14 protein-coding genes are annotated in these 19,261 nt (G+C 72.6%); 8 read left to right on the forward strand and 6 right to left on the reverse strand.

What is annotated here, in order from left to right; all coding sequences use genetic code 11:
- Window position 1: 1 nt before the first annotated feature.
- Window positions 2-1,912: a tetratricopeptide repeat protein gene (locus tag BLA60_RS35600; protein WP_162293061.1), complete on the reverse strand. Its 1,911-nt coding sequence runs from the start codon at window positions 1,910-1,912 to the stop codon at window positions 2-4.
- Between the two features lie 162 nt (window positions 1,913-2,074).
- The gene (locus BLA60_RS35605) at window positions 2,075-2,899 is read right to left on the reverse strand and encodes an SDR family NAD(P)-dependent oxidoreductase (protein ID WP_075137467.1); all 825 of its coding nucleotides are present in this window, start codon (window positions 2,897-2,899) and stop codon (window positions 2,075-2,077) included.
- 101 nt (window positions 2,900-3,000) lie between these two features.
- Here BLA60_RS35605 and BLA60_RS35610 point away from each other — a divergent pair, with 101 nt between their 5' ends.
- The 4 genes from BLA60_RS35610 (at window position 3,001) to BLA60_RS35625 (ending at window position 6,753) form a co-directional block, all read left to right on the forward strand.
- Window positions 3,001-3,570, forward strand: coding sequence for a TetR/AcrR family transcriptional regulator (locus BLA60_RS35610; RefSeq protein ID WP_075137468.1), 570 nt, complete (start codon window positions 3,001-3,003; stop codon window positions 3,568-3,570).
- The gene (locus BLA60_RS35615) at window positions 3,567-4,733 is read left to right on the forward strand and encodes a cytochrome P450 (RefSeq protein WP_075137469.1); all 1,167 of its coding nucleotides are present in this window, start codon (window positions 3,567-3,569) and stop codon (window positions 4,731-4,733) included. The genes BLA60_RS35610 and BLA60_RS35615 overlap by 4 nt, the downstream gene beginning before the upstream one ends.
- Before the next feature lie 294 nt (window positions 4,734-5,027).
- On the forward strand, window positions 5,028-6,110 hold the full coding sequence (gene rsgA, locus BLA60_RS35620) for a ribosome small subunit-dependent GTPase A (protein ID WP_075137470.1): 1,083 nt from the start codon (window positions 5,028-5,030) through the stop codon (window positions 6,108-6,110).
- A gap of 130 nt (window positions 6,111-6,240) precedes the next feature.
- Window positions 6,241-6,753, forward strand: a complete 513-nt coding sequence (locus BLA60_RS35625; protein WP_075137471.1) for a GNAT family N-acetyltransferase — start codon at window positions 6,241-6,243, stop codon at window positions 6,751-6,753.
- Between the two features lie 86 nt (window positions 6,754-6,839).
- On the opposite strand, the gene BLA60_RS35630 is transcribed toward BLA60_RS35625, so the two are convergent.
- A complete protein-coding gene (locus BLA60_RS35630; RefSeq protein WP_075137472.1) occupies window positions 6,840-9,638 on the reverse strand; it encodes an AfsR/SARP family transcriptional regulator in 2,799 nt (932 codons plus the stop codon).
- A gap of 110 nt (window positions 9,639-9,748) precedes the next feature.
- Between BLA60_RS35630 and BLA60_RS35635 the strand changes: the two genes are divergently transcribed.
- Window positions 9,749-10,414, forward strand: coding sequence for a hypothetical protein (locus BLA60_RS35635; protein ID WP_084735792.1), 666 nt, complete (start codon window positions 9,749-9,751; stop codon window positions 10,412-10,414).
- Window positions 10,415-10,417: 3 nt separating this feature from the next.
- On the opposite strand, the gene BLA60_RS35640 is transcribed toward BLA60_RS35635, so the two are convergent.
- The 3 genes from BLA60_RS35640 to BLA60_RS35650 all read right to left on the reverse strand — a co-directional run bounded on the left by BLA60_RS35640 (window position 10,418) and on the right by BLA60_RS35650 (window position 12,222).
- Window positions 10,418-10,630, reverse strand: a complete 213-nt coding sequence (locus BLA60_RS35640) for a hypothetical protein (RefSeq protein WP_075137473.1) — start codon at window positions 10,628-10,630, stop codon at window positions 10,418-10,420.
- A gap of 134 nt (window positions 10,631-10,764) precedes the next feature.
- Entirely contained in the window at window positions 10,765-11,127 is a 363-nt protein-coding gene (locus BLA60_RS35645; RefSeq protein WP_075137474.1) for an anti-sigma factor antagonist, read from the reverse strand.
- Window positions 11,128-11,244: 117 nt separating this feature from the next.
- Window positions 11,245-12,222 (reverse strand): hypothetical protein, encoded by a 978-nt coding sequence (locus BLA60_RS35650; protein ID WP_075137475.1) that lies wholly within the window; start codon window positions 12,220-12,222, stop codon window positions 11,245-11,247.
- Between the two features lie 216 nt (window positions 12,223-12,438).
- Here BLA60_RS35650 and BLA60_RS43895 point away from each other — a divergent pair, with 216 nt between their 5' ends.
- The 3 genes from BLA60_RS43895 to BLA60_RS35665 all read left to right on the forward strand — a co-directional run bounded on the left by BLA60_RS43895 (window position 12,439) and on the right by BLA60_RS35665 (window position 19,248).
- Window positions 12,439-12,747, forward strand: a complete 309-nt coding sequence (locus BLA60_RS43895; protein ID WP_154814827.1) for a hypothetical protein — start codon at window positions 12,439-12,441, stop codon at window positions 12,745-12,747.
- Window positions 12,748-13,191: 444 nt separating this feature from the next.
- Window positions 13,192-16,005 (forward strand): helix-turn-helix transcriptional regulator, encoded by a 2,814-nt coding sequence (locus tag BLA60_RS35660; RefSeq protein WP_075137477.1) that lies wholly within the window; start codon window positions 13,192-13,194, stop codon window positions 16,003-16,005.
- Window positions 16,006-16,500: 495 nt separating this feature from the next.
- Window positions 16,501-19,248 (forward strand): alpha-L-rhamnosidase, encoded by a 2,748-nt coding sequence (locus BLA60_RS35665; protein ID WP_075137478.1) that lies wholly within the window; start codon window positions 16,501-16,503, stop codon window positions 19,246-19,248.
- Window positions 19,249-19,261: the final 13 nt, after the last annotated feature.

The raw sequence follows: 19,261 nt of genomic DNA on the forward strand, positions 1-19,261 counted from the left end.
GTCAGCCCAGGTCGGCCAACCGGCGCGTCACCGTCTCGACGTCCGGACCACCGAGCCGGGTGTGGATCTCCACCATGCGGGCGACGTGGACGCGGGCGGCGTCCACATCCCCGGTCCGTTCGGCCAGGGCGGCGAGCGCGTCCCGCGCCCACGACTCGTGGAACAGGTCCCCGCTCGCGCTCAACGTCTCGACCGCCGACGTGTAGGCCTCGTGCGCGTCGCCGTCACCGCCGAGGCGTTCGTGGACACGCCCGAGGCTGATCAGCGCCCGCCCGGCCATCTTCGTGTCGTCGACCGCCCGCAGCAGCCGCAGCGCGACGGTCAGCGTCGACAACGCCCGCTCCGGCTCCCCGAGTTCCCCCAGCGCCCGCCCGATGAACAATGTCAGCGAGGCCGCTCCCCGCCGGTCGTCGACGCTCTCGAACAACGCCAGCGACCGCTCGAACGCCACCAGCGCCCGCCGGTGATCCCCGGCGGCCTCATGAAACCGACCGTCCATTTCGTACAGTGAGGCGCGCAGCCGCACGTCGTCGGGGGCCAGCGCGAACGCGGCGTCCAGTTCGGCCCTGGCCCGGTCGGGGCGGTTGAGGTCCAGCCACGCGCGGGACGCGTAGCTACGCAGCCGGGCCTCGGCGGCGGCGTTGCCGGCCAGCCCGGCGGCGGTGGCACCGAGGTCGCTGGTCTCGGTCCAGTCGACGAGGTAGCGGCGGTTGGCGTACAGCGCGGTCGCGCATTCCGCGAGCTGCCAGGCCAGGTCGTTCCACCCGCTGTCGAGCGCGGCCCGCACGGCGGCCAGCAGGTTGGCCCGCTGGGCGTCCAGCCAGTCCAGGGCGGCGGGCCTGTCCGCGAACGGGTTGGGCCGGTCACCGACGACGTCCGCCACGGGCGTGACGCGCAGCCGACCGGTCCCGTTGATCACCAGATCGGCGAGGGCCGCCCGCTGCACCAGGAACCACACGAGCCGCCGCGCGGCGGCGGCCAGGTCCCGCTCGGTCTCCTCGGCCACCGCCCGTTCCCGCGCGTGCCGGCGGACGAGGGTGTGCGGCCGGAACCACCCGTCGGTTTCCGAGGGCAGCAGCCCCGACTCGACCACCACGTCGAGCTGATCCGCGCAGGTGTCCTCGTCGAGCCCGGCCACCGCGGCCGCCACCTCGACGGTGTAGTCGACCGCCGGCGCGGCGCCGAGCAGGCGGTAGAGCCGAGCCGCCCCGGCCGGCAACCGCCGGTAGCTGGTGGCGAACACCGCCGCCACGCTGTCCTCGCCACGGACCGAGAACGCGGCCCGCCGGGCGTCGGCGATCTCCTCGGCGAGCGCACGCACGGTCAGACCGGAACGTCGCGCCAACCGGGCCGCCGCGACCCGCAGCGCGACCGGCAACCCACCGCACTCCCTGACCAGGGCGAGCAGATCGTCCGGCTCGGCACGCCGCCCGGACAGCTCACCCAGCAGCGTCGCGGCGGCGTCGTCGTCCAACGGTTCGAGCGCCACCACCCCGGCCCCGTCGAGCCGCAGCTCGGTCAACCGCGCGTTGCTGGTCACCAGGACGGCACTACCTGGAGCATGTGGCTGGAACGCCCGCACCTGCGCCGGCTCGGTCACGTCGTCCAGCACCACCAACATCGGCGCCGCCGACGTCCGAGTCCGGAACAGCCCGGCCCGCTCGGCCCGCCCCGGCGGAATGACGGCGTCCGCCACCCCCAACGCCCGCAGGCAGGAGGCCAACGCGTCGCCAACGGCGGTCTCCCCCGCACCCCCACCGAAGTCGACGAACAACTCGCCCCCCGGATAGGCCCCGCGACTGACCTCGACCAGTTGCCGGGCAAGCGCTGACTTGCCAACCCCCGGCAACCCCGTGAGCACGGCGATCGCCGTACGCCGCCCACCCCCGAGCAGGTCCCCGACAGCCGCCAACTCCTCCACCCGGTTGACAAACCTCAACGGCGGCGGCGGAACCTGATGGGGCACGCCGACCAATGCGTCGCTCACTCTCACCGTCCCACCCAGCACACGAATCGTTGAGAGCCAGAACATACCCTGCCCATCCCCCGCGCACCCACGCGCGAAGACACCCCCCTACGGGGCGATGACCCGCCGCAGGAACGCGTCCCACCACCGGTCGGGCAGCAGGCGCCGGATCGGTGGCATGACCCGGGCCTGCGGCCCGATCCGGTAGCGGGTCCTCGGGCCGCGGGAGGCGACGGCCCTGACCACGACCCTGGCCACGTCCTGCGGGGACAGCACGCCCGCGGCGCCCCGCCGGTGCGCCCGCTCGGCCATCCGGTCGACGTTGTTCTGGAAGTCGGCGTACGGGCTGGCGGCCTCGTGTCGAACGGTCGCCCAGGCGGTGCTCATGAACTCCGTGCGCACGGCCCCGGGTTCCAGCAGAACGACACGGACACCGAACGGCCCGACCTCCAGGCGCAGGCCGTCCGAGAGCGCCTCCAGGGCGTACTTGGTCATGCTGTAGGCCGCCGACGCGGGTGGGGTGACCAGGCCGGCCGCCGAACCGATGTTGACGATCGTGCCCGCGCCCGCCGCGCGCATGCCGGGCAGCACCAGTTGGCAGAGCCGTACCAGTCCGAAGACGTTGGTCTCGAACTGCCGCCGCAGCGCATCCATCGCAAGCTCTTCGACGACCCCGATCTGACTGTAACCGGCGTTGTTGACCAACGCGCCGACCGCGCCGTGCTCGGCCTCGACCGCCGCGACCGCCCGGACCCGGGACTCCTCGTCGGTGACGTCCAGTTCGAGTGTCCGGCAGCCGGCGTCCGCCAACTCCGTGAGCGTGTCGGGTCGGCGGGCGGTGGCCCAGGTCGGCAGTCCGGCACGCACCAGGGCCAGAGCGCTCGCCCGTCCGATGCCCGTGGAGCACCCGGTGACCAGTACCGCGCTGTGCATCACGCCTCCTCTACTTGCTGACCGATCGTTAAGTGGAACTGTCCGCACTTACCGATCGTTCGTCAAGTAGAGTCTCAGTGGATTGTCAGGAAGAGGTGCGCATGACCGACCGCAACGCCGCCAACACGAGATCACGGATCCTGGAGATCGCCGGGGAGCTGTTCCGGACCAAGGGCTACGCCGGGACATCGATCGCCGACATCACCGGACGGCTCGGCACCAGCAAAGCCGCGCTCTACTACCATTTCCCGTCCAAGGAGCACATCCTCGACGCGATCCTGGGCGACTCGCTCGCCGCCCACGCCAGGATCGCCGAGCTCGCCGACGGCAACGCCACCGCCGAGGAACTGCTCGGCGCGCTCGTCGACCTGGTCGCCGGCGCCGGGACGGTACTGGCCGTGTTCGGCAACGACCCGTCGGTGGTCGCCGCACTGTCCCAGCGCGAGTCCGACTACCGACTGCGGGACAAGGACTCCAGGATCGTCGCCGCGCTCGCCGGCCCGAGACCCACCACGGCCGCGAGGATCCGCGCCCAGGCGGCGATCGCCGTCGCCAAGGACGGCACCCGAATGATCCTGGCCGGCCGCGACCGAGGGCTGCGCAAGGCCGAACGCGCCGAACTGCTGGCCGCCGCACTCCGTGCCCACCACGGTCAGGGCGGCACCCGGTGACCGGCCTGCCCACCGATCGCGCACACCCGCTCGACCCGCCCGTCGGGCTCCGTGCGCGGGCGCCGGTCAGCCGTCTGCCCTATCCCGACGGTCACCTCGGCTGGCTGGTGACCGGGCACGACGCCGCACGTGCGGTACTCGCCGATCCCCGGCTCAGCGCCAGGGCGGAGCTGCGGCACTCGCCGGTCAGCGCGACGGGGCCGGCCGACCCCGCGCCGCCGGGCGTGTTCATCGCCATGGATCCGCCGGACCACACCCGGTATCGCCGGCTGCTCACCGGCCAGTTCACCGTGCGGCGGATGCGCCTGCTCGAACCGCTGATCGAGCGCCACACCACCGAGCACCTCGACGCGATGCGACGTCAGGGACCACCCGTCGACCTGGTCGAGGCGTTCGCGCTGCCGATCCCGTCGCTGGCCATCTGCGACCTCCTCGGTGTTCCCCACAGCGACCGTGACCGCTTCCAGCGGGACACGGCCGTGATCGCGAGCCTGGACACGACCCCGGCGCGGACCGCCGCGGCGATGGCCGACCTCACCGGGTTCCTCGGCGAACTGGTGGCACACAAGCGCGCCAGGCCGACCGGTGACCTGATCAGCGACCTGGTCCGGGGCGGCGAGGTCGACGACAACGAGCTCACCGCCATCGCGGTCATGCTGCTCATCGCGGGCCACGAGACGACCGCGAACATGCTGGCGCTCGGCCTGTACGCGCTGCTGACCAACCCCGACCAGCTGGCGGCACTGCGCGCCGACCCGGCGCTGACCGACAACGCGGTCGAGGAACTGCTGCGCCATCTCTCGATCGTCCATATCGGACCGACAAGGACCGCGCTCGAGGATCTCACGATCGCGGGCCACCACATCACGGCTGGCGAGAACGTCACGGTCTCCCTGCCCTCGGCCAACCGCGACCCCGCCCGCTTCCCGCGACCCGACCGGCTCGACCTCACCCGGACCACCTCCGGCCACCTCGCGTTCGGCCACGGCATCCACCAGTGCCTCGGCCAGCAACTCGCCCGGGTCGAACTGCGAGTCGGCTACCACGCCCTGCTCCACCGGTTCCCGAGCCTGCGCCTCGCCGTCGACGCCGCCGAGATCCAGTTCGCGACCGACACCGTCACCTACGGCGTGCGCCGCCTCCCCGTCACCTGGGACCAGTGACCCGACGTCGGCCAGCGAACCGTGGTCCCCCGTCCGGCTCCGTGAGGCACGGCTGGTGGGGTGCGGCCGTCAGGTGTTAGGGTCACGCGTCCGAGTTCGGCATGATGCGAGAGAGCGGGAGGTGTGTTGATGATCGCGGTGAAGACCGCCGCACTGCGCGGCGCCCAGATCATCCTCACGTCCCGGGCTCCGGTCTGATCGACTCCCATCGCCGCCAGCGGCGCGAACCACCTCGGTTCGCCGGCTCGATGGTGTCGGTCTCCGTGCGGGGCCCCTTTTCCCAAGGGTCTCACCATGTACTCATCTCGATCTTCCTCGTCCTCGTTCGAGCTGTCCGCGCTCGGCTGGGACGACTCGTTCGCGGCACTGTTCGTGGAGCACGCGGCGGCCGGTCTCGTTCCCGCTCGTGTCGTGCGGGTCGACCGCGGCCGCTGTGACACGCTGACCGCGTCGGGTCCTGTCCGCGCCGACAGCGCGGCGGTCGCCTCCCCCGACCCCGCCCGTTCCGTGTGCACCGGCGACTGGGCGGCGCTGCGCCCCGGCCAGCAACCGGAACTGGTGGCGCTGCTGCCACGGCGCGGTGCGATCACCCGGGCCTCGTCGGATCGGACCTCCCACCAGCAGGTCCTGGCGGCGAACGTCGACTCCGTCGTCATCGCGGTCTCGCTGGCGGCACCGCTGAACGCGGGCCGGGTCGAGCGCCTGCTCGCGCTGGCCTGGGACAGCGGCGCGACACCGGTCGTCGCACTCACCAAGGCCGACGTCGCCGACGACCCCGGTACGGCCCTGGCCGTCGTCACCGCCCTGGCGCCCGGGGTGGACATCGTCACCACCAGCGCCACGACCGGGGCGGGGCTGGACGTCCTGTCGGAGGTGGTGACCGGAACCACGGTCCTGCTCGGCCCGTCGGGGGCGGGAAAGTCCACGCTCGCCAACGCCCTGCTCGGGCGGGAACACATGGGCACCAGCGAAGTTCGGGCCGGCGACGGCAAGGGCCGGCACACCACTGTGCACCGCGAGTTGTTGCCACTGCCCGGCGGCGGGGTGCTCATCGACACCCCGGGTTTGCGCGGTATCGGACTGCAGGACGCCGCCGACGGGGTCGAGTTGGTGTTCTCCGAGATCGAGGCCTACGCCCGGGACTGCACCTTCCGTGACTGCGAACACCGCAGCGAACCCGGCTGCGCCGTCCAGGAAGCCGTGGTCGACGGCAGGTTGGACGTGGGCCGCCTCGATCGCTACCGAAAGCTGTTGCGCGAAAGCGAGCGGGCGGCGGCCCGGGGCAACGCCCGCGAGTCGAGCAAGGGAAGCAGGACCAAGAAGGCGATCACGCGGGATCTGCGCGCTACCTACCGTTTCCGCGACCGCCAGCGCTGACGCCACCGGTGGCATCACGCGGCCAGGGGACCTCCCGGCCCGCGAGTCGGCAGGCCGGCGGCGCTCGCGCCCGCCGGCCCGCCGACGTCCTCGCCGAGCAACTCACCATCACGAATCGGAGCACACTGTTGTGAACACTGGTACCGACTGGATCACTCGCGCCGAGACCGACGCTGACATCCCCGCGATCCGCGAGATCAACCTCGCCGCGTTCGACACCGCCGAGGAGGCCGACCTCGTCGACGCACTGCGCACCGACCCGGCGTGGATGGACGGCCTGTCCATCTTCAGCGCAGGACCGGACGGCAACCCCGTCGGTTACGCGCTGCTGACTCGCTGTCACGTCGACGACACCCCGGCGCTGTGCCTGGGACCGTGCGCCGTCGTACCCACGCACCAGAGGACCGGGGCAGGCTCGGCCGCCATCCGTGCCGCTCTCGAAGCCGCCCAGCAGGCGGGCGAGCACTTCGTGATCGTCCTCGGGCATCCGACCTACTACCCGCGATTCGGGTTCACCCGCGCATCCGAGTACGGCATCCGGCTCAGTATCGACGTCCCCGACGAGGCGTTGATGGCGCTGAGCCTCAACGCTGAACAGTTGCCCAGCGGCACCGTCCGCTACGCGGCACCGTTCGGTATCTGAACCGAGCCGAAACACTTCGGTCCGCCCAGTCCCGTCGACCTGGGCCGACCTGCGGACAGGCAGGCCGGCCCAGGACGCGGCGAGATCTACCGGGGCGCGAGTGTCGCCGGTGTCTCCACCGGTGACAGGACGGGTTCGAGCAGCAGGTTGATGTGCGAGGCGGCCAGCATCGTGCGCGCCGTCCACTCGTGGTGGACGGCGGAATCGTTGTGCAGCAGGCGAAGCGCACGGGCGATCTGCCGGTGCGCTGCCCCCAGGCCGTACTGGTCGCCGTCCTGGCCCACCAGTTCCAGGGCGTGGTAGGCGTCGGCCAGGGCGGCGTTCGGGTCGCCGAGGCGCAGGTGGACCTGGGAGCGGCACAGCAGCACCTCCCACTCGTCGTGCGGCAGGTGCAGTTCGCGGTACAGCTCGACGCAGCGGTCGAACGCGGCCATGGCCGCCGGCAGGTCGCCGAGTTGGCAGTGCGCCAGGCCCAGGTTCACGTGTGCGTAGGCGACACAGGTCGGGTCGCCGGCCGCGAGGTCCAGGGCCTGGCTGGCCTGGGCCAGTGCCTCGGCGTAGCGGCCGGCCTGCTGGTACACGTCGGCCACACAGCACAGCAGCAGCGGGCGGGTGTCGGTGCGGCCGTGTTCGGTGAACAGGGCACCGGCCTCGGTGAACGAGGCCATCGCCTCGTCGAGGCGGTCCAGGTCGCGCAGCACGATGCCCAGGTTGCCCAGCGACCGGGCCTGGCCGATCGGGTCGCCCAGGGTGCGGTGGATGCGCAGCTGGGTGCGGAACTGGATCAGCGCCACGTCCAGCCGGCCCAGGCGCTGGTTGGCGGCGGCCTGCACGTCCAGCGCGGTCGCCACCGCCTCGTCGGTGCCGATGCGGGTGGCGGCGGCGCCGGCGACCTGGCCGATCTCGATCGCCTCGGTGCGCATCTCCTGGCCCCACAGGTACAGCCGCAGGCGGTGGGTGATGGTCAGCGCGTAGGGCGCCAGCTCCGCCGACTCGGCCGCCACCCGGGTGGCGGCCACCAGGTTCTGGGTCTCGTCGCTGATCCAGCGCACCGCCTCGCGCAGGCCCGGCAGCCGCCCGCGCGGGCCGCCGCGCGTGGTGTGCGGGCGCAGCCGGGTGTGCGCCTCCTCCAACTGGCTCTGGTAGTGGTCCAACGCCCTGGTCACGGCCGCCGCGCGGTCAGCGGCCGACTCGAAGTCCTGTTCGACGGCGAACAGCCGCACCAGGTCGTGCAGCCGGAACCGTCCGGGGGCACTGGTTTCGACCAGCCGGCCGCGGATGAGCGTGTCCAGCATCCGGTCGACCGCCGGCTCGTCGACGTCCAGCAGCGCCGCGGCCACCGGGGTCGACAGGAACGGCACCGGCAGCTGGGCCAGCAACCGGAACGCGCGGGCGGTCGGCGCGTCGAGGTCCCGCTGGCTCAGCTCCAGGCTCGACCGCACGGCCAGGTTGTCGAAGTTCAGCTCGTCGAGGCGGTGGCGCTCGTCGGACAGCCGCGACGCGAGGTCCTCGACCGTCCAGTCGGGACGGCTGCGCAGCCGGGCGGCGGCGATCCGCAGCGCCAGCGGCAGCTGGTCGCACAGCCGCGCGATCCGCTCGGCCAGCACCCGGTCGTGCCCGTCGAACACCCGCCCGGAGTGGCGCACCAGCAGGTCGACGGCCTCGACGACCGGCAGCGGGTCGAGCGCGAGGTGGGTGGCCTCGACGGTGGCCAGCAGCCGCCGGCTGGTCAGCAGAACGGCACTGCCGGGGGCGGCCGGCAGCAGCGGCGCGACCTGGGCGCCGTCGACCGCGTTGTCCAACACCACCAGCACGCGGCGCGCGGCGACGGTCGACCGGTACAGCGCGGCCGCCTCCACCGGGTCGTCGGGCAGCGCGGTGGGCGCGACACCGAGCCCGCGCAGCAGCCGGCGCAGCGCCGCCACCGGCGCCAGCGGTGTCGCGCCCGGCGTCGAGCCGAGCAGGTCGACGTAGAGCTGGCCGTCGGGGAACTCCGGCGCCAGCGCGTGCGCGGCCTGCACGACCAGGGCGGACTTGCCCTGGCCGCCGGGCCCGTGCACGGCCACCGGCACTCCGCGCCCGGCGGCGTCGAGCAGCGCGGCGTGCTCGGTGTCCCGGCCGACGAACACCCGCGCGGCCGGCGGCAGCTGGCGCGGCACGGTCGGGGTGTCGGCCCGCTGTTCCGGTTCGCCGGCCAGGACGGCGGCGTGCGCCTCTCGCAGCCTCGGCCCTGGGTCGGTGCCCAGTTCCTCGACCAGCAGCCGGCGGCCGTCGGCGAACACGGCCAGCGCGTCGGCCTGCCGGCCGTCGCGGTGCAGGGCGCGCATCAGCTGGGCGCGGACCCGTTCGCGCAGCGGGTGGTCGGCCACCACCGGGGTCAGCCGGGCGACCAGGTCGGGGCAGCGGCCGGCGGCCAGCGCGGCGTCGGCGTGGGTCTCGACGGCGGCGAGGTGTTCCTCGGTCAGCCCGGTGACCAGCCGCGCGCCCAGGACCGTGCCGGCCAGCTCGGGCAGCGGGCGGCCGCGCCACAGGGTCAGCGCCCGGTCCAGCGAGTCGACGTCGCCCTCGGCGGCCAGCCGGCGGAACTCCAGCAGGTCCAGCGAGCCGTCGGGGATGGTCAGCCGGTAGCCCTGGCGGGAGCCGTCGAGGTCGGCGTCGGCGCCGAGCAGGGTGCGCAGTTGGGAGAGCCGGACCTGGATGAGCTTGCGGAACGTGGGCGGCGGCGGGCCGTCCCACAGCGCGGGGGCCAGTGTCTCGGTGGTGACGACCTGGCCGGCGTGCAGCAGCAGCGTCCCGAGCAGCCCTCTGGCCTGCCCGGCCGGCACGGCCAGCGGCTGCCCGTCGCGCAGCACCTCGAGCGGACCGAGTACCCGGAACCGGATCACCCGCCCAAAAGTACCGTTTCACGCTGCGGATTAGCCCTCGGGTAACCGTTGGGTTGCCACGCGGCGGCACGCTCCCCGGCATCAGTCGATTTCCACAGGGGAGTTCCACCATGTCACGTGTCCTGCCGGCCCTGGCCGCCGTCGCCGCCCTCACCACGTTGTCCGCCTGCGCGGAGGAGTCGGGTTCACCGGCGGCGACCGACACCCCGGAGGCGACGGTCGACCAGACCGAGGAGCCGAGCGAGCCGGCGGAGTCCGAGGAGCCGGCCGCGCCGGCCGGCGACGTGGAGTTCACGCCGCAGGGCACCGCGCTCGCCTTCGGCGAGAAGGCGGTCGTGCCCTACCAGTCGTCCGGCGTCGACGGTGCGCTGGGCGTGACGGTGACCGCGATCGAGGCGGGCGCGGCGGCCGACCTGGCGCCGCTGGACCTCGGCGCGCAGGTCGAGGGCATGGTGCCGTTCTACGTGCGGATCACGGTGAGCAACGAGAGCGGCGGCGACTTCTCGTTCACGAGCATTCCGTCGATCGACGGCCTGCTGGCCGACGGGTCGGAGGCCGGCGGCGTGTTCTCGGTGCCCTCGTCGTTCACGCCGTGTGTGAAGGGTGAGGGCGGCGAGGACTTCACCTCGGCCGGCACCACCTACGAGACGTGCACGTTGGCGCTGGCGCCGGCCTCGGCGAAGGTCACCGGCGCCGCCTACGGCGACGACAGCCACACCGACGTGGCCGCCGGGGCGACGGTCGACTACGACAGCGAGCCGATCGTGTGGAAGTAGCGCTCAGGAACGCCGGCCGGTCGACGGGCGGCGCAGCACGGCGGCGGTGAGGGCGGCCAGCACGGCCAGGCCGAACAGCACGGTGCCGCCCATCCACCGGTGGTCGGCGAGCAGCGCGGCGCCGCCGAGGGCCAGGGCGCAGGCCACCACCGCGAGGGCCAGCTGCATCGCCCACGCCGGCAGTCGGCGCCCATGGCCGAACGGGATGTGCGGCACGATCCCAGTCTGCCACGCGACCGGGTGAATTTCGCCGCCACGAACGAGGAAACCCCGTGTTGCTGCCAGGTCGGGGGTCCGTCAGCAACACGGGGCAACCCGCTCATCGCGAGCGGGTCGCCCCGCGTTACACGTCAGGGCTGTTTCGCCGTGACGGCGGTGGACAGGGCGTCCTGGAGGGTCTCCCGGACGTCGAGCAGGTCGGTGAGCCGGGTGATCTCCATCGGGCGCAGCACCTCGCGGCGGGTGGCGACGATGCGCAGGTCGACGCCGCGGGCGCGGGCCCGCTGGTCGGTCAGGTACAGCTCGTTGAGCCCCGCCGAGGTCAGGAACGTGACCCCGTCGAGATCGACGACCAGCGGGAACGGCGGCGTCGCCAGGGCGAGCGCGGTGGCGAACGCGCGGCGCAGCTGGTCGAGACTGTCGTGGTCGAGTTCCCCGTGGACCCGGGTCAGGACGACGAAGTCGTGGATCTCTCGTTCGATGTGGACCACCATGGCCACCTCACAGAAGGCCGGCTACTGGCTGAACCAAAACCACGGTAGCGTCAGATCCGCCAGTGCGCCTTTCGAGTGGTCAGCGCCCTGCATGAGGCAGTTTTGTCACGGAGAGTGTCAGATCGCCGGCAGCTTGGCCCACGCGTGTTCGGCGATCGCGAGCGCCCCTTCACAGCCGACGGAGAGCCACTGGCCCTGCGCGACCTCGTCCAGCGTGCCGACGGGCAGCTCGACGTCGACCCGCACGATCTCGACGACCTCGGAAGCTCCGTAGGAGATGTGCTGGGTCCACACCTGACAGAACCCGCCCGACGTCGCGGTGGCCCCCACGATCTGGGTGGCCGTCGGCCGGCCGGCGATCACGGTGGAGCCACGCTCACCGACGCCGTCGGTACCCGGTCGCGACGGCGGGCCGACGAGGAACCGCAACGCGAGGCTGACCTCGGCCCGCCAGCGGCATTCGTGCCGTCCCGGCGGGGTGAGCCGCCGCGCGTCCGCGTAGCCGGGAAGACCGGTGACCAGGTCCTCGTCGAGCAGGTCGCAGGCGTCGACGCCGGTCAGCGAGTTCGGCGGCGGTGTCCGGTGCTTCACCTTCCCGTCCAGGATCACCTCGACGACCCTGGCCATCCCGGCCTCGGCCAGGTCACAGGTGGGCATCGCCCGGACGGTCGTGTCCTGGCGGGTCTGGACGGTGAGCGCCAGGTCCTCGTCGGCGAACACCAGCTCCTGGGCGCAACTGCCGCCCAGGTCGCGCAGCTCGGTGAGGTGGACCGAGTCGGCGACCTCCTCGCGCGCGGGCTCCAGCTCCCAGGTGAGCTCGCTGGGCCGGATCAGCTCACCGACGAAGACCGAGATCTCCTCGGGTTCGTCGCCCGGCTCGTCACCGGCGACGGTGACCAGGATCCGGCAGGAGCCGAAGCCCTCCGGCTCGCCGAACTCGGCCGACCCGAACCGTGCGAACACCTCCGGCGAGGTGAGACTGCACGGGTCGATCGTGGTGAGGTCGCCGAGCAGGTTCTCGGACTCGTCGGCGCATCCGGCGAGGGTCGTGGCCGCCGCCATGGCGACCAACGACAGCGGTAACCATCCGGCCATATCGAGTACGCCCCCCAGGCAGTCGCGTTCTGGCCGGCACATCTTCGCACAATCCCAGGGTTCGGCGTTCTCGCTGGTCAGCGCGGTGTCGCCGCGATCGGAGCCGGGCGTGCCGGCGCAACACATACGTCACCTGACCGATGTCTCAGCCCTGAGACAGGTCAAGAGTGGCACAGGTCAAAACAGTGGAAGAGCGCACACGAGATGGGTGAAGCGGTGACCGCTCCGGACTGGCACGACGAGCTGGTGCTCGTGGCCGAACTGTCCAGCGTCAACAACCAGATTGCCCGCTACGTTCTCCGGCTTCTCGACGCGGACGCCGGAAGACGTGATCAGGTGGGCGTCGCGGATGAATGCGCCCTGGGCGGGCGGCTCGTCGACCTCGGCTATGCACTGCAGAATCGTGCGGTGCACCGGGCCGCAGGTCTGAACGGAGATGGTGGGGCCATCGACGATGAAGACCTGCGGCCGACGCAGCTCGATCTGGACGGTTTTCTGGCACGACCCAGGTGCGCGATCCACTGATGAAGAGAAATACCACTCAGTTGTGTGTCATGTCCGGCGTAGCGCCGTTGTGGGTCATCGGCGGCGGGTCAGCCGCCGCTGCACCTGCACCTGCGAACGCCAACAGAATAGCTGCGACAAGGGCTGTGACCATTCGCGCGATTCTCATCTCGCCTCCCTTGGTTTCCCTACCGAGAAAACAGCACAACAATCCAACGGGCGGCATGCCGGTAGCGCGCAGAGGGTTTAGAAGGGGCCCAACATATCGTCTTACAAAATTAACTATGGCATGCGAGGTGCAATAAGGGAAATAACCAGCAGCTAACGAGCGGCTAACGACTGGAGCCGCTCAACCGAACACGGTGTGGTTCACGGGTGATGTGGTGTACCCCCACTACGGGCGGGTTCGCACATACCGCCCGGATGGCCGATGCTCACGGCCACGGCACGTCATATCGTCGAACCATGCCGGGTGGTGCGTCTGCGCTTGTTGGCCGTGACGCCGAACTCCTCAAACTCGCCGAATGGGCCGAGGATCTCACCGCCGGGACAGGGCGGGCGGTCCTGGTCGAGGGCGAGCCGGGCATCGGCAAGTCAGCCCTCGTGCGAACCGTGGTCACGGTCGCCGAGGCCCACGGCTGCCAGGCGTTCTGGGCCGAAGGCGACGAACTCGGCCAGGCACTGCCCCTGCGGCCGTTGCTGGATGCGTTGCGGGCGAGGGAACTGGACAACGAGCCCCGTTTCGTGACCATCCAGCGACTGCTGCGGGGCGAGGTCAACGCCGGCGCCGACCCGACGGTCGCGGCCTGCGAACAGATGCTCACCCTGCTGACCGAACTCTGCAGCGCGGCCCCGACCGTCATCGTGGTCGATGACCTGCAATGGGCGGACGCCGCGACGATCGGGGTCTGGGAGTACCTCACCAGACTGGTCGACCGGTCCGCCCTGCTGCTGATCGGCATCGTCCGGCCGATCCCCCAGCGCGACGAACTTGACGCGGTTCGGCGCGCGGTCGGCGAGCCCGGCACCGTCCGCCTCGGCGGGCTGCCCCCCAAGGCGGTCGCGAACCTGGTCACCGCGATCGCCGCCGGCAGCCCCGGCGAGGATCTGCTGCGGCTCGCCGACGGGGCCGCCGGCAACCCGCTGTACGTGACCGAACTGATGGAGGCACTGCTGCGCTCGAACCGGTTGAAGGTCAACGGTTCCGGCACCGTCGAGGTGACCGGTGGCCCCGTCCCCGACTCCCTCTACGCCGCGATCGCCCACCGACTCGACTTCCTGCCCCGCGACCTGCGCGGCACACTCCAGGCCGCCGCCCTGCTCGGCACGGAGTTCCTGGTCTCCGACCTCGCCCTGGTGCTCAACAGCCGGATCGTGGACCTGGTGCCCGCCATCGACGAGGCCCGCACGGCCGGCGTCCTCAAGGAGGCCCGCGAGAAACTCGCCTTCCGCCACCCGCTGATCCGCCAGGCCCTCTACGACGACATCGCCGACTCCGTGCGTCCCGCCTGGCACCGTGACGCCGCCCGCGCACTGGCCGAGGCCGGCGCGCCGCACGACCGCGTCGCCCGCCAACTGCTCGCGGCGGTCAGCGCGCCCGGCGCCGGTCCGCTCGACGAGGCGCTGCTGGACTGGCTGGCCGAGGCGGCACCCACGCTCATCGCCCAGACCCCCAGGACCGCCATCGACCTGCTGCGCCAGGCCTCCCGCCGCTCCCCCGCGAGCACCCCGAGAGGCGCGGTGCTGACCTGCCGGCTGGCCGACGCGCTGTTCCGCTCCGGCGACCACGTGAAGGCCGAACGGGTGGCCCACCGCGCGATGGCCGTGATCACCAACCCCGATCTGCTCACCGACCTGCACTGGACGGTGTCCCAGTGCCGCGCGCTGGCCGGCCGGGCGGACGAGTCGTTCGAGTCACTGGCCCGCGCGCTCACCCTGCCCGACATCTCCGCCCGCCACCGCGCCCGGCTGCTGGTGATGACCGCCCGGGCCCACCGTGATCTCGGTGAGGTCACCGTCGCCGGGCGAGTGGCCGCCGAGGCGCTCACCACCGCCGAGCAGACCGGCGACAGCTGGGCGGTCGCGTGGGCGCTGCACGTGTTGATCATCGTGTCGATGATGCAGGGCAACGTCGAGGACGCGCTGCCGCTGTTCGAGCGGGCGCTGGAGGTCGTCGAGGACGACACCCTGCTCACCGATCTCGGCCTGCTGTTGCAGATCAACAAGGCGGTCGCGCTCGGCGACCTCGACCGCTACGACGACGCGCTGCGGGTGGCCGAACGGGTGCGCGACCAGGCCGACCGCTCCGGCAGCCTGGTGCGGCTGGCCCAGGCGCAGACCGCGCTCACCGAGCTGCTGTTCGAGGTGGGCCGCTGGGACGACGCCCAGGCCGAGATCGAGACCCTGTCCGACGACTTCAAGGACCCCGGCGTCACCTGCTGCGACCGGGGCATCGCCGCGGTGATCGCCTTCCACCGGGGCGACCCGGCGACCGCGCGCGAACACCTGCGCCTGGCCGCGCCGAGCGCCGACAAGATCGGCAACCGGGTGATCGCGTCGCTGACACTGGCCCGCAGCCTGCACCACGAGATCAACGACGCGCCGGCCGAGGCGCTGGCCGAGCTGACCGCGTGCGTCACCGGCCACGCCGAGGAACTCGACGAGATGGAGGACCTGCTGCCCGAGGCCGCGCGGCTGGCCGCCCAGGTCGGCACGACCGGCACCGCGTCGGACATCGCCGCGCAGGCCACGATGCTGGCGCGGCAGTCGCAGGTGCCGCACCGGCTGGCGGCCGCCGCGTACTGCCGGGGCCTGCTCGACCGGGACCCGGCCCTGCTGCTGCACGCCGCCGAACGCTACGACCAGGCCGGCCGCCCCCTGCTACGCGCCAAGGCCCTGGAGGCGGCGGCCATCACCCACGTCGGCCGAGGTGACCGGGAGGCCGCCCGCGCCGCGTTCACCACCGCCGACGACCTCTACAGCCACCTGGGCGCGAACTGGGACCAGACCCACCTGCGGGCCAGCCTGCGCCGCTACGGCATACGGCGAGGCCCGCGCGCCAAACACCGCCAGGCCAAATCCGGCTGGGGAAGCCTGACACCGACCGAGACCAAGATCGCCGGCATGGTCGCGGCGGGCCTGCCCAACCGGCAGATCGCCGAGCGACTGGTGCTCTCGCCACGCACCGTCGGCACGCACGTCTCGCACATCCTGGCCAAGCTCGGTGTCCGGTCACGCATCGACATCGCCCGCGAAGCCGCCGACCACGTCCTCACCTGACCACACACCGACGCGCCACCACCCGGCCCCGCCCCACGGGTGGCCGGTTGTCCACAGCCCTCCCCATCGCCACCAGAAAATGTCGTCCCCGCCAAGTACGCTGGAAAACGGGGGGATCCCCACGCCCCTGGACGCCGCGAAACGGGCGAGACCTGCGCGAAGACCTGCCGAAGACCTGCGCGAAGACCTGCGAAGACACCGGCGAAGACACGCGCCAAGACACGGCGAGAACACCGCGAAGCGCGAAGACACGCGCGAAGACACGCGCCAAGACATCGGCGAAGACACCGGCGAGGACACGGGCGAAACGGTCGCCAAACTCGTGCGGGGCGACGCCGCGCACGCGGGGCGCGCCACCCCGAACCACGCCGGCCGACGCTCCCCCGGCCCACGCCGGGCGGGTCTGGGCCGCCACTCGGAACCCACTCGACAACCCACGTCGCCGCACCCGCTGACGCGCGCCGGCCCCGCCGGCGATGTGCTACCACCGAGGACATGGTCGACGCGCCCGCTGGTCTCCGTTTCGAGCACCAACCCGCGCCGGTGCTGGGTATCGGCACCCCGGCGCCTCGCCTGTCCTGGCACGTGCCGGCGGCCGAGCCGGGGTTTCGGCAGCGTGCCTACGAGGTCGAGGCCGGTGGGCGGCGGTTCGTCGTCGAGTCCGCCGAGCAGGTGTTGGTGCCGTGGCCGGGTGAGCCGCTGGTCTCGCGTGAGCGGGTCGAGGTGCGGGTGCGGGTGCTCGGCGCGGACTGGTCGCCGTGGAGTGAGCCGGCGGTCGTGGAGGCCGGGCTGCTGTCGGCGGCGGACTGGTCGGCCACGATGATCGGCGCGGACACCCGACACGCGCCGGTCATGACCGGGCGGCTGACCGTGCCCGGTGAGGTGCGCACCGCGCGGTTGCGGATCACGGCGCACGGGCTGTGTGTGCCGTGGGTCAACGGCCGGCGCGCCGGTGACCACGTGCTCGCCCCCGGCTGGACCAGCTACCACCACCGCCTGCGCTACCACACCCACGACGTCACCGACCTGGTCCGCGCCGGGGACAACGTCGTCGAGGTGCTGTTGGGCAACGGGTGGTTCCGGGGGCGGCTGGGCTGGCGCGGCGAGCGCGCGCACTACGGCGACCGGCTCGGGCTGCTCGCCCAGCTGGAGGTGACCACGGTCGACGGCGCCACGCACGTGCTGGCCACCGACCGGGCCTGGACGGCGACCGAGAGCGGTGTGCTGGCCGACGACCTGTACGACGGTCAGCGCACCGACCTCCGCCACAGATCCACAGTGGACACATCGGCGGACGTTCCGGTGGTCGAGCTGGACACCGACCTGACCCGGCTGGTCGCCCCGGACGGGCCGCCGGTGCGGGTGACCGGGACCGTCCCGGCCGTCGGGGTCAGCACCTCGCCGTCGGGGGCCACGATCGTCGACTTCGGGCAGAACCTGGTCGGCTGGGTGCGGCTGCGGTCCCGCGCCGGCACCGAGGGCGCCGAGGTCACCGTGCGGCACGCCGAGGTCCTCGACGGCGGCGAGCTGGCGGTCGGCCCGCTGCGCGGCGCGAAGGCCACCGACAGCTACCTGCTCGCCGGCGGCGACGAGCTGCTCGAACCCGCCCTGACCTGCCACGGCTTCCGCTACGCCGAGGTCACCGGCGTGCCGGGGCTGCGCGCGGGCGACGTCACCGCGGCGGTCGTCGGCACCGATCTGGAGCGCGCCGGCTGGTTCGAGTGTTCGAACCCGCTGCTCAACCGGTTCCACGAGAACGTGGTGTGGAGCGCGCGCGGCAACTTCGTCGACGTGCCGACCGACTGCCCGCAGCGCGACGAGCGGTTCGGCTGGACCGGCGACGCGCAGATCTTCGCCCCCACCGCCGCGTTCCTGTTCGACAGCGCCGGCTTCCTGACCTCGTGGCTGGCCGACCTGTCCGCCGACCAGCGCGCCGACGGCTCGGTGCCCTGGGTGGTGCCCGACGTGTTCCCCTGGCCGACTCCCGGCGCGGCGGCCTGGAGCGACGCCGCCGTGCTGGTGCCCCGCGTGCTCCACCAGCGCACCGGCGACCTCGGTCTGCTGCGCCGGCAACTGCCCGGCATGTGCGCGTGGGTCGACCACGCCGCCGCCCTGGCCGGCGAGGACCGGGTGTGGTCGGGCGGCTTCCAGTTCGGTGACTGGCTGGACCCGTCGGCACCGCCCGACGACCCGTTCGCCGCGCTCACCGATCCGGACCTGGTCGCCACCGCCTACCTCGCCCGGTCGGCGGGCGCGCTGGCCGAGGTGGCCGGCCTGCTCGGCGAGACCGCGCTGGCCGCGCGCTACGACGAGCTGGCCGACGAGGTCCGCGCGGCGTTCACCAGGGAGTTCGTCACCGAGAGCGGCCGGGTGCTCGGCGAGACGCCGACGGCCTACGCGCTGGCGATCACCGGGGACCTGCTGCCGACCGCCGGGCAGCGCCGCCGCGCCGGTGAGCGGCTGGCCGACCTGGTGCGCGCCGCCGGTTTCCGCACGGCGACCGGGTTCGTCGGCACCCCGCTGGTGACCGACGCGCTGTGCGCGACCGGGCACAGCGACGTCGCGTACCGGCTGCTGACCCAGACCGGCTGCCCGTCGTGGCTGTACCCGGTGACCGTCGGGGCGACCACGGTGTGGGAGCGCTGGGACGCTCTGGCGCCTGACGGGTCGATCAACCCGGGCGCGATGACCTCGTTCAACCACTACGCGCTGGGCGCGGTCGCCGACTGGCTGCACCGGTCGGTCGCCGGCCTCGCGCCCGCCGCGCCCGGCTACCGCGAACTGCTGGTCCGCCCGCTGCCCGGGCCGGCGCTCACGCACGCGTCGGCCAGCCACCGCACGCCCTACGGGATGGCGTCGGTGACCTGGCGGCGGGCCGGTGGCCGGCTCACGTTGCGGGTCACCGTACCGGTTGGCGCCGGTGCGACGGTGCACGTGCCGGGGCGCGTCGACCCGGAGCGGGTCGCGCACGGCGAGCACACGTGGGAGGTGCCCGACCCGGTGGTGGCGCGGACCGCGCCGGACGAGCCGACGGTGCGTGACCTGCTCGACCACGAACCGTTCTGGCGGCGGGTGGTCGAGGCGGCGACCGAGGTGGGGATCGCCGACGGGGAGCGGCGCGTGGCGGGCCGGCTGGCCCGTCACCTGGACGAGCCGGCGGCGCGGCTTGTCGACTCGATCACCATGGGCTTCGCGCCGCACGCCGAGGAACTTCGCCGCCGGATCGGCGACTTTCCTTACTAGCCACCGATTTCGG

Source organism: Actinophytocola xinjiangensis, assembly GCF_001921215.1.
Taxonomy (GTDB): Bacteria; Actinomycetota; Actinomycetes; order Mycobacteriales; family Pseudonocardiaceae; genus Actinophytocola; species Actinophytocola xinjiangensis.

Coding starts and splice junctions, on each gene's coding strand:
- BLA60_RS35605 (WP_075137467.1), bottom strand. CDS start 2,899: ATGCACAGCGCGGTACTGGTCACCGGGTGCTCCACGGGCATCGGACGG.
- BLA60_RS35610 (WP_075137468.1), top strand. CDS start 3,001: ATGACCGACCGCAACGCCGCCAACACGAGATCACGGATCCTGGAGATC.
- rsgA (WP_075137470.1), top strand. CDS start 5,028: ATGTACTCATCTCGATCTTCCTCGTCCTCGTTCGAGCTGTCCGCGCTC.
- BLA60_RS35635 (WP_084735792.1), top strand. CDS start 9,749: ATGTCACGTGTCCTGCCGGCCCTGGCCGCCGTCGCCGCCCTCACCACG.
- BLA60_RS35645 (WP_075137474.1), bottom strand. CDS start 11,127: ATGGTGGTCCACATCGAACGAGAGATCCACGACTTCGTCGTCCTGACC.
- BLA60_RS35650 (WP_075137475.1), bottom strand. CDS start 12,222: ATGGCCGGATGGTTACCGCTGTCGTTGGTCGCCATGGCGGCGGCCACG.
- BLA60_RS35660 (WP_075137477.1), top strand. CDS start 13,192: ATGCCGGGTGGTGCGTCTGCGCTTGTTGGCCGTGACGCCGAACTCCTC.
- BLA60_RS35665 (WP_075137478.1), top strand. CDS start 16,501: ATGGTCGACGCGCCCGCTGGTCTCCGTTTCGAGCACCAACCCGCGCCG.